Below are 16,057 nucleotides of genomic sequence, written 5' to 3' on the forward strand. Positions count from 1 at the left end.
GTTACCGTAATCCCTGGACAATTTGTGCGATATTGTACCGTACGTAGGAGAGATAGCTGTCTCCGGGTTGCCCTGGGGGCGAAAGCGATCCGGTAAGGGTCGGCATTACCCGCACCGTACCCTGGGTTTCCTTGGAGAGGGCTTGGGCAAGATTTTGAAGTGCCTGGCTCTCAGTCCCGCCCACGAAAATTGCGGGGACCTGGGAATCCTCCAGGAGATGGACCAGCTCCGAAAGCAGCCGCGGACTGGGTTCAGCCTGGTCGCTCACCGAGGGAATAATGGCTCCCACAACCTGGAATCCATAATCCCGGGCAAAATACCCGAATAGATCATGCCCCGTCACCAGCAACCGGCGTTCCCGGGGGATTCCCTCTATCGCATTTAGTATTTCCTGATCCAGGGCAGCCAGCTTCTCCCGGTAGATCCGGGCGTTATTCCTATATTGCTGGGCCCGGGCTGGATCAGCAGCTATCAGCACCTCTCGAATGACATCAACCCAGGACATCACATTTCTCGGGCTGAACCACACATGGGGATCCACCCCGTGATGATCATCTGCGTCCTGGTCCGGTGTATCCTCGTGGTCGTTCTCTTCTCCTTGGTGCTCTCCGTCATCCTCGCGGTCGTGGTCATCCTCGGTCTCCAAAGCGTTAATCCAGGAGGAGACAGAAACGACCGGCCCCGGGGTGACCCCCTGGATAAGCGTTTCCAGCTGTTCTTCCAACCCAAATCCGTTGACAAACACCACATGGGCGTTGCTGATCCGGGCCAGCTCCCGGGGCGTAGGCTCGTAGCTATGGGGATTCTGCCCCAAAGGCATAATCACGTGGACATCCGCGGCCTCACCCGCTACCTGGCGTACCACATCTCCCAGGATGGTAGTACTGGCGACCACCGAGAGCCTGGTATTCTGTACAGGAAGATCCTTGGCCGAGCCGGAAATAACATCCAACCGGGATAACAATTCATCTAACGAGTCCGGATTCAGCTGCCCCGGTTCTGGGTGACTGGCCGTCCCGGTTTCCTGGGCGTGAGAGGGAGATTCCCCTTGGCTTCCAGCCCAGAGAAGTCCCTGACTTACCAGGAACAGGAGCATAACCGTTAAAAATCCGCGGACAATGCAGATCCCCTTCCCTGCCCAAGCGTCCCGGGCCGTCTGCCCGGTCTTTCTACTCGTAGAAGAATAGGACCTCCGGGTTTCTGTGTTGTCCCGGTGCAGTCGTTTACGTCGGTTGATATGTATCATGGTATGGTCACCCCTTTGTGTTGGTATTATTTTGTATTACCTTAGCCGGTTCCCGGTAGTTAGTCAACAGCATGTTTGCTATTCTTACGGTCCTGGCCTTATTCCAGGGAAATCTGGAGATTATAGCAGAAGTTTGCTATAGTTCCTTCCAATATGAATCGAGTAAGCTTAGCCCTAGTATCATGGATCCACCATCGGCCCATCCGGATCAGTTTTGGTCTGTCATTGTTCCTCACCCTCTTCATTGAGTGCATTAATCAGCAATCGTGGCTGGGTGGGTTGTCCAGCATGGTGGAAAAACCCCTGATCTTTTTCATAAATGTCGGAATCATTTTTCTCACCATGTCTATAGGACTGCTGTTTTCCAAGCGGGTCTTTGTGCTTTCGGTCATTACGGTACTATGGGCAAGCCTCGGAATTGTAAACGGGATTCTACTGGCTCTACGCTCCAGTCCGTTGTTAGCCACCGATTTTCTCCTACTGCGCACGACCTTCGACATTGCCCTGGTCTATTACACGCCCCTTCATATTGCGCTCCTGGGGATCACCGTGGGAGGAATTCTCATAGCCCTGGGATTTGCCTTCAGGCGCAGCAGAAACATTCCGGTTCCCTATCTGCGGATACTTGTTGCAGCGGCGGTGGGCGGCGTGTTTGTTATTGCCGGAGGATCCCGGGGCATAGAAGCATCCCAGATCACCCGGGACGGAGAGGAATCAGTGAGCGACCTCTACCGCGAACAGGGCTTTGTTCTGGGATTCTCTCAAAATCTCATCCAGCGGGGAATAGACAGACCCCAGGACTACTCCGAAGAGGCCGTGTGGCGAGTATTAGAAGAGATATCCCATTCCACACCCCCTAGAATCCCCTCGGAAAAACCGGATATCATCTTCCTTCAACTGGAGAGTTTTTTTGTACCCCAGCGGATCAAGGGGGCCGAGTTCTCGGAAGATCCCATCCCCACCTTCCGAAAACTGATGGCAGACTTCCCGTCGGGCTACCTTTCTGTCCCGGTGATAGGCGGTGGGACGGTGAATACCGAGTTTGAGGTGCTTACCGGCCTTCCCTTGAGTCTCTTCGCTCCGGGAGAGTATCCCTATAACTCCACCCTTCGAGATCGCAGCCTGCCGAGCCTCGCCGCGGACCTGGCAGGGGTGGGTTACACCTCCTATGCCCTGCACAACCATACGGGTAATTTTTACGATCGCAATGTGGTCTACGAACATCTTGGCTTTGACGGCTTTATATCCATGGAGTACATGCAGAATCTCAGCTTCAACGAGCATGATTGGGCCAGGGATGAGAGCCTGTTCCCGGAAATCATGGATATCCTGGACCATAGTTCCGGGCCTGATTTTATTTTCGGGGTTTCCGTCCAGGCCCACGGAAAGTATCCCGAGCCCTGGCAGTCCCCGGCTGGGGGAATTTCCGTTACCCGGTTTCCCGAAGACCTGTCCCGGGACGGTTTTGAGTATTTTGTGAACGAACTGCGGGATATTGACGGGTTCATCAGCCGGCTCACCCGGGCCCTGGAGAACCGTCCTAATCCGGTTATCCTGGTTCTCTATGGGGATCACCTGCCGGGGATGGGGATTACCGATGCCCACCTGACCGACGGAAATGACCATCACACCGAGTACATCATTTGGTCGAATCACCCTGACCTGGTGTCCCGGGAGCAAATGCCCCACCCAAACAGCCTGCCTGAAGATTCGGATCCTGGGGATCCCCGTTCCGACCCGATGGACAGCCGGAACGGGCTGAAACACCCGACCCTGGCAGCCTACGAGCTTGGGGCCCGTGCCTTGGGCTATGGAGGGCTGCGCCTCGGTATCGTTCCCAGAATCCATCACCGGTATGCCGGTCACGAAGAGCTCTTCCCCACCCTGCAACTGGTGGGATACTCCCTGCTCAACGGGCACGCTCAACCGACCTGGAGTACTCCGGCAGCCCGGAGCACCCCCAGGGGGCAAACCGGTCCCGATGGTAATCCCGGGCCGGTACCTAGAGCCGGCGGGTTTCCGGGCCAGGAAAGCCCTCTCGGGCTAACCTCCATGAACACAGCCCCGGCTGGAGAAGTAATTTCTCCCAGAGAGCCTGCCGGATATTCCAGAAATTCAGGAAACTTCCGGATGGGGCTTGGCAGGATCAGGATCAGGAATACCGGCATGGATGACGACACCGTCTACATTCGGGGAGAGGGATTCACGGAGTTCAGCACCGTTTTGGTGGATGGGAATCCCCGGGAAACGGTGTTTCTCAGCTCCGAGCTGCTGGCGATACAGCGAAGGAATCTACGCCCCTCCCAGGAGATTCGGGTAGCCCAGATCTCCCGGATGAGGGCGGTCTTGGGCACAACCCGGGCTGTTCGGTTAGGCGGTTATGGGATCGGTCCATGAGCCCTACTGGCGGTACTCCAGGGAGATATAGCTCTCGCTGAATTCGGGTATCGCCCGTATCCAGGCCAGGAACTTTTCGGCTTCGGGTTTCGCTGAGTAGGGTCCGAAACGCAGTCGATAGTAGGTAGTAGTGTCGATAAGCTTGGTGGTGATTCTTCCGCCAAGGCCATGGGACTTCAATTCCTCATACACCTGTTCAACCCGGTCGCGGCTGGGCGAACTAATCACCTGTATCCAGTACTCGGTCAGCTGAGCCCGCTGTTGGCCCGTGTCCTGACCCTTCCCGGAATCTGAGACCTGCCGGGATTCGGCGGTCCCTGCTGCGGGCGCTGCGGAGGAGGATTGTCGGCTCGAGGTTCTGGCGGTGGAGGTTGCACCCTGGCTTTCCTGGGAGCTTGCGCCCAGTTCCCTGGCGGGGCTGCGCTGGGCAGGTGCCGGGGTCGTTCCTTGCTGCTGGGCTGGGCTTCTAGGGGATTCTAATGCGTCTGTCTCCAGCCCGGTCCGGGTGGACGGGGTTGGTTCCCGGCCTGCCTCAGAGCCGGCGGTTGCGGAGGCCTGGGGCCGAACCCCGTAGATAATTTCAAATTCACCGCCCTTGGTGACCAGGGAGGGTTCTTGGGCAGAACCGGCTTCTGTGGTATCCGCGGCTTGGTCTTCCGGACCGGTCATCCCCTGGGGGTCTTGTTCCTGGAGATTAACCGAACTGGAGGTACCGTTCTGGAGAGTATCCTCATTCAAATCACCCTGATCCCCGCTACCCCCACGAAGGTACTCCACCAGGGTATCGGTAGAGGCGATCTGCTGAGCACCGTCCCGCTGGGGATAGAAAAGCCACAATCCGATGCCGAAGAAGACAATCAGAATAAAGGTGACCGAAAGTATTATTATTAAGCTTCGATTCTGTTCCATAGTGTTTTTGCCAGGGTTCTTCCCGCCCTTCGGAGTCCTCCCGTCCCTCCCCAATTCGATACACATATAATATCGGCCTGTTCCCGGGGAAGTTGAGATTTCATTCTGCCCTGGGTCATAAATCTTTGCCATGTCTGCCTGATTCCCAGGTTATCACGTTCCAGAGCCCGGAAAAAACGAACCAAAAGCGGTGCATCCACCCATACAACGGTATCACAGAGCGATTCTAGGTTCATTTTAAATAGGATGGCCGCATTCAGCAGGACTAACCCGCCTGGATAGTCGGAAATCTGTTTCCTGGCCAGCTCCACCATGGCCGGATGAGTTATGGATTCCAGGGTTGCCAGGGCCTGGGGATTCGAAAACACCAGGCCACCCAGAGCCCGTCGGTTTATACCGCCCCGGGGGTCCAACAGCTGTCCCTGGTTATTTGGGTCCAAGTACCCCCTCAGGGCAGCCTCAACCCTGGAGGCCTGCTGTTCCAGGGCCTGATGCCCAAGATGATCTACCTCAATATGCAGAATCGGTTCCTCAGAAACTCCCCCTTGCCCGGACGACTCGGCCTGACTGCTCCCTCGGGTACCTTGGGTACGGGCCCCCTCCTGCACGATCCACTGGGCCAGCCGGGATTTTCCGGCACAGTAGCCTCCGGTTATACCCACAACAAAACGTCTGTTTTCTTCTACCAACCGCTGATGTATCCGAGCGAAGGAGCTCAATGCATATCCCCCCACCTGGTTCCGCTTTCCACCGAGACCTGGAGAGGGACATCCAGGGCCAGGGCCTTCGGCATGGTTTGAAGCAGCATATCCCGTACGGCCTGTTCCTCATCTCGGGGACACTCAAGGATTAACTCATCATGAACCTGGAGGATAAGGCGGCTCTTGAGGCCCCGGTCCTTCAAATTCCTCTCTACCTTCAGCATGGCGGTTTTGACTATGTCAGCTGCACTGCCCTGGATGGGGGTATTCACAGCGATCCGCTCTGCCCCGGCCAGCTCGGCCTTATTCTTGCTGCGGATCTCAGGAATACGCCGGAACCGACCTGAAAGGGTGAACACACCCCCGTAGTGCCGGGCCAGATCCGACTGATCTTGGATGAACCTGCTAATGCCCCGATAGGTCTTGAAATAGGTTTTAATAAAATGATCTGCCTCCTTCCGAGGTATGCCTAGTTCCCGGCTCAGTCGGAAGGCGCTCATGCCGTACATCACGCCGAAATTGATGGTCTTTGCTATTCGCCGCTGGTCCAGGCTAACCTGGTCTGCGGGTACGCCAAAAATGAGTGATCCCGTGGCCCGGTGCACATCCACACCCTCTGTAAACGCCTGGATTAATCCCGGGTCCTTGGCCATATGGGCCAGGACCACCAATTCGATCTGGCTATAGTCGGCGGACACAAAGATGTGCCCGGGTTTGGCGACAAACGCCTGGCGGATTTTCCGGCCTTCCTCGTCTTTTATGGGTATGTTTTGAAGATTCGGATCCTTGCTGGAGATGCGTCCTGTAGCCGTGCCGTGTTGGAGAAAGTGGGTGTGAATCCGGCCGGATTCGGGGTGAATGAGCTGAGGCAGGGTATCCACGTAGGTACTTTTCAGCTTGGTGAGACCCCGGTACTGTAAAATCCGCTGGGGCACAGGGTCTTCCTGGGCGAGTTCTTCCAACACTGAGGTATCGGTACTGTACCCTGTTTTTGTTTTTTTGATCGGCTGGAGTTTCCGCTCTTCGAAAAGGACGGTCTGCAGTTGTTTTGTGGAATTAATATTAAACTCATGCCCAACCAATTCGAAAATTTCACCCTGGATATCCTCCAATCGGTTACCCAGTTCCTGGCTAAAATTCTGCAGAGCCTGGACATCCAAGCCGATCCCCTCCTGTTCCATCCGGGATAGGATGGGCAGCAGGGGCATTTCAAGGGAGAAGAACAAATGGTCCAAATGCCGCAGCTCTAGGAGCCGCTTGAAGAGCCGGAAAAGACGGAGGGTAATATCAGCATCCTCGGCTGCATAGGTACTAGCCTGATCCAGGGGCACCTGAGAAAAGGGGGTATCCTTCTTTAGTCCTGCGGACTCAAGGAGATCTTTATAGTGAATGGTCGTGTACCCAAAATACTGTTGTGCAAGATCGTCCATATTGAAGCGGTTACTGGCACTCTCAAGAACCCAGGCAGCCACCATGGTGTCGAAGTATGGGGTAAACCGAATCCCCCAGCGATCCAGAACCTTCATGTCGTATTTTATGTTTTGTCCCACGATCCGCATCGCCGGATCCTCTAACAAGGTCTTCAGTCGAGAACGGACCTCTTCCGGGGGCAGGACAGTGCCCTGGGGGCCCTCCAGGGGAATATAACAGGCCTTCCCAGGCTCGTGGGAAAAACTGAATCCCAGGGGTTCTGCTTGAAGACTGTCCAACCCTGTGGTTTCACAATCAAAGGCAAACTCTCCCGCCTGACGCAGCAGTTCAATCCAACGATCCAGTTCCGAAAGCTCGGTCAGTAATTCATAGGAGGATTCCCTGCCTGCCAGGTCCCGTGCAAGGCTTTGGATTTCAGGGCTATCTATCCCACCGGGAACATCTGCAGGGGCAATCCAGTCGGGATTCCAGGCGCTCTCTTCGTCAGGGCCGCCGGCCGAAGATTCCCCGCCCTCGGGTTCGGACGGCTTTGTATCTTTTGCCGGATTTCCCGGATCGGCGGAGCTAACCCCGGGATGATCCGCCTTTGCCTGGGCAAAGACCTCTGTCGCCGAAGGGTTTCCATCACCCTGAACAGAACCCCCCAGAACTCCCTGCCCCCCTTCCTGAGAAAAGCTCTGTTCGAAATTGGATAGATCCTGGCCTGTTACAACGCCGATGTCCTTCAACAGACTACGCATCCCCAGGGGCAGTAGGAGCTCTGCCAGGGCCCCGGCGTTCAGCCTCCCCAAATGGAAATCTCCGGCGTCCTCCGGGAGTCCCACCGCATCGGCCAGGATAACGAGCTTCTTCGAAAGGTAGGCAGCATCTCTGCCTTCCTGAAGCTTAGCTGCAGTTCCCTTGGCGGAAATATCGCCCCTGTCCAGGGCCTGATAAATCCCGTCCAGGGTTTCATATTCTCCGAGGAGTTTGGCTGCGGTTTTTTCTCCGATTCCCTTTACTCCGGGAACATTGTCTGCGGTATCGCCGACAAGCGAGAGAAAATCAATGATCTGCTCGGGCCATACGCCCTTCTCATCGTACACACCCTGGCGGTCCATGGTGATCAGACCGTCCTTGGTGGTAGGCCTGAGCATCTGCACCTCTCCTTGGACGAGCTGCATGAGATCCTTATCGCTGGAGATGATATAGCAACTCCGATGTTCCTCCCGGGCTTGACGTGCCAGGGTAGCCATCAGATCATCAGCCTCAAAGCCGTCAACCCGGATATGGGGCAGTCCAAAAGCTGAAATAGCCTGCTCTATCACGGGAAACTGATCCTTCAGATCTTGGGGAGTCTCATCCCGGTTCTGTTTGTAATCGGAATACATCTCATCCCTAAAGGTGGGAGTCCTGGAGTCGAGGGCCACCACAAAGTATTCCGGTTGGTATTCCTTCATGAGACTCAGGAGAGTCCGAAAAAAGCCGAACACTGCTGAAACATTCTTCCCATCCGGCGCACGCCGGGGGGCCCGAATAAAAGCAAAATATGACCGGAAAATTATTCCATAGCCGTCAAGGATATACAGAGGTTTCATAAAAAAAGAATACCACGTTGCCTTCCGGGGGTACAGTGAATCATACTTAGGTCATGAACTCGATCATAAACAGTTTAGGCGGAATCGGCCGAGCCCTGCTTCCCTACCTCGGATTGCTCATCACCGCTCTGCTCACCATGGTTCTTATTCTGGTAACCCGGCGGATTGGCAGGAAAAAACAGATCAGTCCTTATAGCCGGCAGGTAATTACTGGAGCCATGGTTCTTCTGGGTTTTTTTATAGCCGTTTTGGTCCTTCCGGTTAGCAGCGAAGCCCGAGGTCAGATTCTGAGCCTGTTGGGTATACTGGTAAGCGCGGTAATAGCGCTCTCCTCCACTAACCTAATGGGAAACGCTATGGCGGGAATTATGTTGCGTCTTTCCCGGTCCTTCCGGCCCGGTGATTTTATCGAGGTAGAACAGACCCGGGGCCGAGTCTTCCAGCAGGGGTTATTTACCACCCAGATCCAGATAATCACCAGAGATGTTATCAATCTACCCAACCTCTACCTGATACAGAACAGCCTCCGGGTAGTGAATAAGGAGGGGAGCTTTATCTCCGCACCGGTATCATTGGGGTACGATTGCCATCATCTGACGGTAGAAGAGGCCCTGAAGCATGCTGCCCAATCATGCGGGCTCAAGGAACGTTTTGTGTATGTTGAAGAGCTTTTGGACCATGCGGTGGTATACCGGGTATACGGTTTTTTAGAGGACTATACCCGGATTCTGACTGCAAAATCCGACCTGAAAAAGGCTATGCTTGATTCCTTGCACAATCGTGGTATCGAGATTGTATCTCCGAGCTTCGTCACCAGACGGCTCCAGGAGGAACATACCCGAATTCTTCCCCAGGATACCTCCAGGAAGGAAAAGACAGTTGAATCACCCCAGAAAAAGGAAGAGTCCATAGAAGAAAAAACCTTTGATAAGGCCGAGGAAGCCGCGGATTTAGAGGAGCTCAAGGAAGACTACCAGGAACTCGACAAGAACATTGAAGCCTTGAAGGAGAAAAAAAAGCAGGCAGAATCTCCCGATGAACGCCAAAAAATTGATGAGAAACTAAAGACCAAATCAAAACAACAATCGCTTCTTCAGGAGAGAATTGATGCACGCCAGGATGAACAATCCCGCCAGTGACAGCACACTGAGTTCATTCATCACCCGGATGGCTCAGTAATCTCCGGCGCGGCTTACCGGTTTTTACCGAAGACGTTCGACTAGAACCGACCACGCCGGTATGGAGTAGGCCAGGGTATCTCGGCTCCGAGTTCGTGGGCAGCCCTCAAACACCAATGGGGGTCCCGAAGCAGGGCCCTGCCGAGAAATATAAATTCACCGCGGCCCTGGGCCACAATAGATTCAGCGTGTTCAGGACTCTGGATCAGTCCACCGGCAATAACCGGCGCGCCGGTGCATTCCTGAATCGTTTCTGCCATGGGAATTTGATAACCGGGGTAGGGTTGAATGGAGCTGTCTACAACACCGCCGCTGGACACATGGAGGGCAGAAATCCCGTAGCGGTCTAAGATCCCCTGCCCAAGAAGCTCTCCAAGGGTCTCTGGGTTGTTTCCCCCCGGGGCGTAATCCTCGGCACTGATCCGCAGGATAAGGGGAAAGCCCTCGGGCACCGATCTGCGGACGTTATCCAGTACCCGTTCCAGGAATAGCAGCCTATCTCTGCCGTAATCATCGTGGCGACGATTGCATAGAGGGGATAAGAATTCGCTAATGAGGTAGCCATGGGCACCGTGAATCTCCACACAATCAAACCCGGCTTCCACCGCTCTGCGCGCTGCAGAACCGAAATCTCCGGCAATCTGCTCAATCTCTCCGGGACTGAGCTCCCTGGGTTGTGGGTAGGAAGCGTTAAATGCGAGGGCGCTCGGTGCAACCGGGTCAGGAGTGGCCCGACTTTTCCGTCCAGCATGGCCTAGCTGAATGCCTGCCTTGGCACCGCCTGCATGGATTGCCCGGACAACCCGTTGAAGTCCGGGAATCTGATCTTCCTGCCAGAGTCCTAAATCCTCCTCGGATATCCGGCCCTGGGGATGAACCCCCGTTGCCTCAAGAAGGACGAGACCAACACCGCCGTATGACCGAGCTGCATAGTGCATCACATGAAAATCCCCGGCTTTTCCGTCCTTTTCAGGACAGGAATACATACACATGGGGGCCATAATAACGCGGTTCCGTAATTTCATGGTTCCAAGTGAAACTGGTTCAAACAAGGTGGGCATGTGTACTCCTCTTCAAAAGTAGTTCCTTTTTTCCATTCTCGCGGATGACAATGGCAAATGATGTTTGCAATAACCTTGCTCGGAAGATTTTTTTCGAACCTAGAGGGAAATATCTATGAGGTTTGGCGTCGACTGGGCTGCATACACCGACCGCTTGGTCTTGGGAATGGTCAGGGAAGCGATTCTTTCTTGAAGTTCTTGTTTTTTCCTGTGAAGAAAGGCTCTGGTCTCCTCATTTCGTTGGAGAACTTGATCCCGTAGGCGCTCAAGCCCGTTCTGAAGCTGGTGTATCTGCTCATCCCCCCCGGGGAAGGCTTGATGATACATATCCTGAAGGGGATCAATAACCTTTTGCAGGGATAGGATATCCCGGAGTATTTCCTGCTCAATCATGGCATGCTGGGCTACCTTCTCGGTATCTCCGGTTTGAACAGCAGCCTCTTGCTGATCCAACACGCCTAAATACTGGGAGAATTTTTCGCGCTGCTGTTCCAGCATCTTGCGGAAACGCTTCAACAGGGCAATACGCTGATCAATCTGTCTATCCGTCAAGGTCATGGTTCCTCCTCGTTTCAGCCTACCCCCGAATGCTTACCCCGGGTCGTTCCTGGGGTTTCACATCTACCTTTCCGGCAATCTGCGCCCAGGCTTCCCGTATCTCGGTAAGATGGTTTACCACAACCTGTACCGGTTTCGGATCCTTCTGGATATTCGCCTCAAGAAGCTGCTCATTGAACCAAACATACAGGCTGAACATTCCCTGGGCGAAATCGCCCCCCTGCTCCATATCCAGGGAGACCATCAGCTCGGTAATTATATCCCGGGCCTTTAAGATTGCGTTATTAACCTTGTCCAGCTGTTTCGAACCCGTTTCCAATAATTCAACGGCAATCTTCAGCTGACGAATTGTCTCATCGTACAGCATTATCACAATCTGACCCGGACCGGCAGTCTTCACCCGAACCTGTTTGTACGCAGCGGCTTGATAATTCGTCATTGCCATACCCTTTCCTTCCTTTCCTATTCTTACCTCAACTAGTGCGCAAACGGTTGAAGCTATTCCCGCCTGGGTCGCTAACCCTGGATTGGTTCCTGGATTGTGCCGCTAGGTCTGGCATAGGTTACAACCTTCGGCGCACCATTCTTACCTCGGTTCCTACTGTGCATTATCTATTAACGTCGATACCGGTACGACGGAGTAACCGGCCTCAAGAATGTTGTTAAGCAGGATGTCGAGCTTGTTAAACAGATAATCATCCCGACCGCCATCCGGTCTATCGTCTCCGGGTTTTCCCACCCGCAGAGACAGTATAGAACCGGGTTTTTTCCGTGACAATACCGATTCTACTAATTCTGCACTAGGATAGTATAACCGGGAAATACCGGTCTCATCCCGCTTGGGCACCCAGTCCAGACTGTCAACATCCCGGCCGACATACTGGTAGTTCATGGCCTGGCCTGCCTTCAGGATGGTAGGGTTGGTCACATAGTACGGGGCGTGCCATAGCAGACTCAACTCCCGGCCAGTTATCTCGAAGAAGGTATCCTCATTCCTGGCTAAGCCTTGCTTAATGAACTGTTCAGTTATCTGGTACCGAGAATCGGACATATCAAAATAGATCGAAAATAGGGAACCAATCTCATGGCCCGAATCCGCGATCTCCCGAACCGCTCCGGGATGCCGTTCCATAAACTCACCATTTAAAAAGAATGTCCCGCGTAGGCCGTATTCAGCCAGGGTATTAAGAATAACGGCCAACCCTTCTACCGAATCAACCGCATTAAACACTAACGACAGTTCCCTGCGCCGTATGCGTGAGCCGTGCTGGAAAATCTCCGGGCTCCGGGGCTCGTCCCTATCGGGAAAGGCCTCGAACCGGGTTTTAGGCGGATTAAAGAGAGGAACAGTACCCACAGAAGCAACATTGCGCAGCATAATCATATTGCGGTATCGCCCTGACGCCTGCTGCTCCAGGTATACCCGGTACGAATCCGAGGCGACCTGGGGCTCCGCCAGGAACGCCTGTTCCGCCGCATCCAGACTCGCTGCTTGGGTACCAGCTTCCTCAGAATTTAAGGCTATCCAGGTCTGGGTCTCCCCATCCCATTCCCAGGCTCGTCCATCGGGCCCAAGGGCGCGGATGCCCTCTCCCCTGGAGCCGAACCCGATCCTGGCTATCTGGCTTAGAAATAGAACTCTGCTCGTACCAGCTGCCGGATTTACCAATTCGGTAATGCGGCTGCCGGCAATAATCAGCTGTGAATTGGTCACAAATAAGGTCTTTAGCGGATCGGGATGACTGATCCGGTGCTGGGTTTCCCATGCCGGGTAGGACTTTAGCTCAACCCTGTCGGCATACACCACCGCTGCGGTATCCTCCTGAGGGCTGAGCTGGATGCTCCGAACCCCCTGGTCAGTCAATCCCTCAAAACTGTAACTATCCCGGGGCTGGGATACATCCAGGGTGTATAAACTCGTGGATATGCTGCCCTGGGCGATGCCCTTGGTTAACAGGGTAATTACCCCGGCGGAGGACCAAATCACCTGGTCAACCCTGCTGTTTCTAGGCAGGTAGAGGTAGGGAAGCTCAATAGTTGAACCCGTGGAGGTGTAGTCATTATTCTGGAGAAAATACAAGTAGATATTCCGGCCGCCCTTATCCAGCAGGATCTGGCTACCATCGGGACTGATCCAAAAGCGGTCAAAACTCGGGTCGAAGCTGAAGGGAATCTTTCCAACGATCCGTCCGATCTTGAGAAATTCCTGGTACAGACTTCGGGTGAAAAATTCCACACCAAGAATTTGGTACACCAGACTCCCGGTAATATAGTAAAGCTCGTTCCCCCGGCCCCACCGGATATTACTCATCTGTCCGGCACCGATCCTCCGGTAGGACTCGCTGAGCATCCGGTTCTGATTATGCTGTTCAATGGAGAGGTAAAAGAGCGAATTGCCCTTGTGATACACGAAAAAATCCGACTTCGGAGACCATACAACCTCGGGATGGTTCAAGTCACGCTCAACCCGGTTGGAAATCACCGTCTCTTTTTGGGTTTCCAGGTTCAGGAGCACCAGATTACCGAAGGCCGGACTGGTAGGTTTTACATAGGCAATCCATAACCCGTCGGGGCTGGCTATCATGGGATCAATCTTCCCGATTTGAATCTCCCCGCCCTGGATAAAGGAACCCGAGCGCTCCACCGGTTGGGTGCCGGTAAAATCACTCCCCGTCCTGAACAACCCAAACCGGTTCTGAATCTGCAGGGACTGGGAATTCGGGAGCAAGAGAAGCTCCTCAGGGAAAAAACTGAGCTGCTCCAGGGTCTTTTCAGTTGGTTTTGAAAGAAACCCCGTACTGTAGCGGTTGAAGGATGGCGCCTCAGCCTGGGCTGTAAACACCACCTGATTTTCATCATTTATCCGAAGGCTGCTGAATTCTGCCTGAGCCATACCAGGAAGCGCCGGGATCAAGAAGAACGCCGCAAGGAGAACAGCCTTTAAAGCGGAACCACCCCCGCCGAAGCAGACCCTCCCCGCCGATCTAAAAACCGAACCAGTTGAAACCCCTGGTTTCCTCCCTCTCGGTCGAATATGGTCATGCCCATTCTTAGGAGAAATCAAAAAAGAGCTCGCAAAAGAACTCCCGGTTGGAATTGGCTCTTGGCGTATTCGTTTCAACTTGGCACCCCGATTTTCATAGGTCTTTGGAGGTTAGGTCTTCCGGAGCGCCGTCATAACATCGCCTATGACGGCGTCACCGGCACACCGGTAGCCCCTCTCCCCTAGTCTCGGCAGGTTTCCGGAATGGATTGAGGACTTTCACAGGGAATACCCGGGCTCGCCTCCCTCTGGGCTAAAAAGCGGTCCAGGAATGCTTCTAACTCGTCCAGCTCGGCAGACAGGCGATCCAACCGGTCCAGCCGGGCCTCACCCCGAACCTGCTGAATACGCTCAAGCGAGGCATCAACTATTTCTTCGAGTTCTTTCATAGAAACCTCCCTGGTTCTTACAGTATCGGCCTCTTGGCGCCGTTTCACCAGTCCCTGGAGCAGCTTTTTATGGTGATTCTGATGCCCGCCCCAAGTCCACGGCCATCAACCACTTGCCAACGGCCCTAGAGCAGCTCCGCCGCGAGTTCCGCCAGAGCAGACCGTTCGCTCTTCTCCAGGGTCACATGGCCGGCAATCTTCTGAGCCTTAAAGGCCTCGGCCAGGTAGGAAAGACCGTTGGAGTTGGCATCCAAATAGGGGCTGTCAATCTGGTAGGGATCACCGGTTAATACAACCTTTGATCCCTCTCCTGCCCTGCTGACAATGGTTTTAATCTCGTGGGGGCTGAGATTCTGGGCCTCGTCTATGACAATAAACTGGTTCGGAAGGCTCCTCCCCCGGATGTAAGACAGGGCCTCCAGCTCAATGGTGCGGTTCTGGATCAGGTGATCCACACTCTTTATGTTCTGTTTATGGTATACCGAAAGTATAAACTCGAGGTTATCGAAGAGGGGTTGCATCCAATGGCTCAGTTTTTCGTTCTTAGCCCCGGGTAGATACCCGATATCCTTGCCCATGGGAATAACCGGGCGGCTCACCAGCACCCGGGTATAGTTTTTCCGCTCCAGGGTCAGAGCGAGCCCCGCCGCCATGGCGAGCAGGGTCTTTCCAGTTCCCGCCTTCCCTACCAGACTCACCAGCTGAATATCATCATCCATCAGCAGATCGAAGGCTATGCGCTGTTCATCGTTAAGCGGCCGGATTCCCGCCACCGCGGGCATCTTGTAGTCCACGTAGACCAATCCGCCCCGGTCGGCATGGTAGCGTGCTAAAAAGGTATCGTTCGGCTGATTCTTGGTAGACAATACAAAGTAGAAATTAGGGGTCGGGTTATCGTTCCAGGGAATGAACCCCTCCTCCTCCAGGGTCCGGAGGGTATCCTCGCTTACATCCAGGTGGCTGTACCCGGCATAGAGCTTGGAAAAATTGACCTTCTGTTTCTCGTAATCCACCGCTTTGATCCCCAGGGCAGTGGCCTTTACCCGGGCATTGATATCCTTGGATACGAAAAATACCTGGCGGCCCTGCTGCTGGAGTTCGTAGGCGGCAAGGATGATTTTATTGTCCGTCTTATCCTCCAGGAAGCCCCGGGGCATGGAATCACCATGGCTCATCACCACCCGCAGAATGGTCCCATTCTCCAGCTTGACCCCTTCAGAAAGCCTGCCTGACCGACTGGCAGAGTCTAAAAACCGAATAGCATGCCGGGCATTTCGCCCCTTCTCGTCCGAGAAGGTTTTTAACCGGTCCAGCTCCTCCAGAACCCAGAGAGGAATTACCACCTCGTTTTCCTTGAAGCTGAGGATGGCATCCGGCCGGTGAATGAGAACATTGGTGTCGATAACGAAACTCTTAATCTGGTTCTGCTGGTCGCTGGTTGAATTTGTCATGCTGCCCTCCTGGTGTTGTACTGTTAGTATAGCCCAGGCTAAGGGACCACGCAAATGAGAGTAGAGTGCGCAAAACCCTGTAACTTTTTACAAACCTCCCCCCACCCTTGAAGCAA

Annotated in this window: 12 protein-coding genes; 2 read left to right on the forward strand and 10 right to left on the reverse strand. The window is 54.2% G+C overall.

From position 1 onward, the window contains the following. Nucleotide 1: 1 nt before the first annotated feature. Entirely contained in the window at nt 2-1,246 is a 1,245-nt protein-coding gene (locus DC28_RS12195) for a metal ABC transporter substrate-binding protein (protein ID WP_052078849.1), read from the reverse strand. 153 nt (nt 1,247-1,399) lie between these two features. Between DC28_RS12195 and DC28_RS12200 the strand changes: the two genes are divergently transcribed. Further along, nucleotides 1,400-3,643 carry an LTA synthase family protein gene (locus DC28_RS12200; RefSeq protein WP_037549017.1) on the forward strand — a complete coding sequence of 748 codons (2,244 nt, stop codon included), beginning with the start codon at nt 1,400-1,402 and terminating at the stop codon, nt 3,641-3,643. 3 nt (nt 3,644-3,646) lie between these two features. On the opposite strand, the gene DC28_RS15800 is transcribed toward DC28_RS12200, so the two are convergent. Genes DC28_RS15800 through polA form a run of 3 tightly spaced genes read right to left on the reverse strand, consistent with a single transcriptional unit; the run spans nt 3,647 to nt 8,261 of the window. Beyond that, nucleotides 3,647-4,552, reverse strand: a complete 906-nt coding sequence (locus DC28_RS15800) for an SPOR domain-containing protein (protein ID WP_052078850.1) — start codon at nt 4,550-4,552, stop codon at nt 3,647-3,649. Further along, nucleotides 4,531-5,271, reverse strand: a complete 741-nt coding sequence (gene coaE, locus DC28_RS12210) for a dephospho-CoA kinase (RefSeq protein WP_162180236.1) — start codon at nt 5,269-5,271, stop codon at nt 4,531-4,533. The genes DC28_RS15800 and coaE overlap by 22 nt, the downstream gene beginning before the upstream one ends. Continuing rightward, nucleotides 5,268-8,261, reverse strand: coding sequence for a DNA polymerase I (gene polA / locus DC28_RS12215; protein WP_037549022.1), 2,994 nt, complete (start codon nt 8,259-8,261; stop codon nt 5,268-5,270). The genes coaE and polA overlap by 4 nt, the downstream gene beginning before the upstream one ends. Nucleotides 8,262-8,314: 53 nt before the next feature. Between polA and DC28_RS12220 the strand changes: the two genes are divergently transcribed. Then, nucleotides 8,315-9,400, forward strand: coding sequence for a mechanosensitive ion channel family protein (locus DC28_RS12220; RefSeq protein WP_052078851.1), 1,086 nt, complete (start codon nt 8,315-8,317; stop codon nt 9,398-9,400). An 80-nt stretch (nt 9,401-9,480) separates the two neighbouring features. Here DC28_RS12220 and DC28_RS12225 read toward each other — a convergent pair whose 3' ends face one another. The 6 genes from DC28_RS12225 to DC28_RS12250 form a co-directional block, all read right to left on the reverse strand. After that, nucleotides 9,481-10,500, reverse strand: coding sequence for an oxidoreductase (locus tag DC28_RS12225; protein WP_037549024.1), 1,020 nt, complete (start codon nt 10,498-10,500; stop codon nt 9,481-9,483). A 99-nt stretch (nt 10,501-10,599) separates the two neighbouring features. Continuing rightward, the gene (locus DC28_RS16555; RefSeq protein WP_037549026.1) at nt 10,600-11,058 is read right to left on the reverse strand and encodes a hypothetical protein; all 459 of its coding nucleotides are present in this window, start codon (nt 11,056-11,058) and stop codon (nt 10,600-10,602) included. Between the two features lie 19 nt (nt 11,059-11,077). Then, nucleotides 11,078-11,503, reverse strand: a complete 426-nt coding sequence (fliS, locus tag DC28_RS12235; RefSeq protein WP_156104675.1) for a flagellar export chaperone FliS — start codon at nt 11,501-11,503, stop codon at nt 11,078-11,080. 153 nt (nt 11,504-11,656) lie between these two features. Continuing rightward, complete coding sequence (locus tag DC28_RS12240; RefSeq protein ID WP_037549028.1) at nt 11,657-13,951, reverse strand: polysaccharide deacetylase family protein; 2,295 nt, start codon at nt 13,949-13,951, stop codon at nt 11,657-11,659. Between the two features lie 332 nt (nt 13,952-14,283). After that, the gene (locus DC28_RS12245; RefSeq protein ID WP_037549030.1) at nt 14,284-14,490 is read right to left on the reverse strand and encodes a hypothetical protein; all 207 of its coding nucleotides are present in this window, start codon (nt 14,488-14,490) and stop codon (nt 14,284-14,286) included. 125 nt (nt 14,491-14,615) lie between these two features. Then, complete coding sequence (locus DC28_RS12250; protein WP_156104676.1) at nt 14,616-15,941, reverse strand: PhoH family protein; 1,326 nt, start codon at nt 15,939-15,941, stop codon at nt 14,616-14,618. Between the last annotated feature and the right edge of the window lie 116 nt (nt 15,942-16,057).

The organism is Spirochaeta lutea (genome assembly GCF_000758165.1).
GTDB classification, from domain to species: domain Bacteria; phylum Spirochaetota; class Spirochaetia; order DSM-27196; family Salinispiraceae; genus Spirochaeta_D; species Spirochaeta_D lutea.

Bases quoted from the DNA above. Each gene is read 5' to 3' on its own strand.
- DC28_RS12195 (WP_052078849.1), bottom strand. From the start codon at position 1,246: ATGATACATATCAACCGACGTAAACGACTGCACCGGGACAACACAGAA.
- DC28_RS12200 (WP_037549017.1), top strand. From the start codon at position 1,400: ATGAATCGAGTAAGCTTAGCCCTAGTATCATGGATCCACCATCGGCCC.
- DC28_RS15800 (WP_052078850.1), bottom strand. From the start codon at position 4,552: ATGGAACAGAATCGAAGCTTAATAATAATACTTTCGGTCACCTTTATT.
- polA (WP_037549022.1), bottom strand. From the start codon at position 8,261: ATGAAACCTCTGTATATCCTTGACGGCTATGGAATAATTTTCCGGTCA.
- DC28_RS12220 (WP_052078851.1), top strand. From the start codon at position 8,315: ATGAACTCGATCATAAACAGTTTAGGCGGAATCGGCCGAGCCCTGCTT.
- DC28_RS12225 (WP_037549024.1), bottom strand. From the start codon at position 10,500: ATGCCCACCTTGTTTGAACCAGTTTCACTTGGAACCATGAAATTACGG.
- DC28_RS16555 (WP_037549026.1), bottom strand. From the start codon at position 11,058: ATGACCTTGACGGATAGACAGATTGATCAGCGTATTGCCCTGTTGAAG.
- fliS (WP_156104675.1), bottom strand. From the start codon at position 11,503: ATGGCAATGACGAATTATCAAGCCGCTGCGTACAAACAGGTTCGGGTG.
- DC28_RS12240 (WP_037549028.1), bottom strand. From the start codon at position 13,951: ATGGCTCAGGCAGAATTCAGCAGCCTTCGGATAAATGATGAAAATCAG.
- DC28_RS12245 (WP_037549030.1), bottom strand. From the start codon at position 14,490: ATGAAAGAACTCGAAGAAATAGTTGATGCCTCGCTTGAGCGTATTCAG.
- DC28_RS12250 (WP_156104676.1), bottom strand. From the start codon at position 15,941: ATGACAAATTCAACCAGCGACCAGCAGAACCAGATTAAGAGTTTCGTT.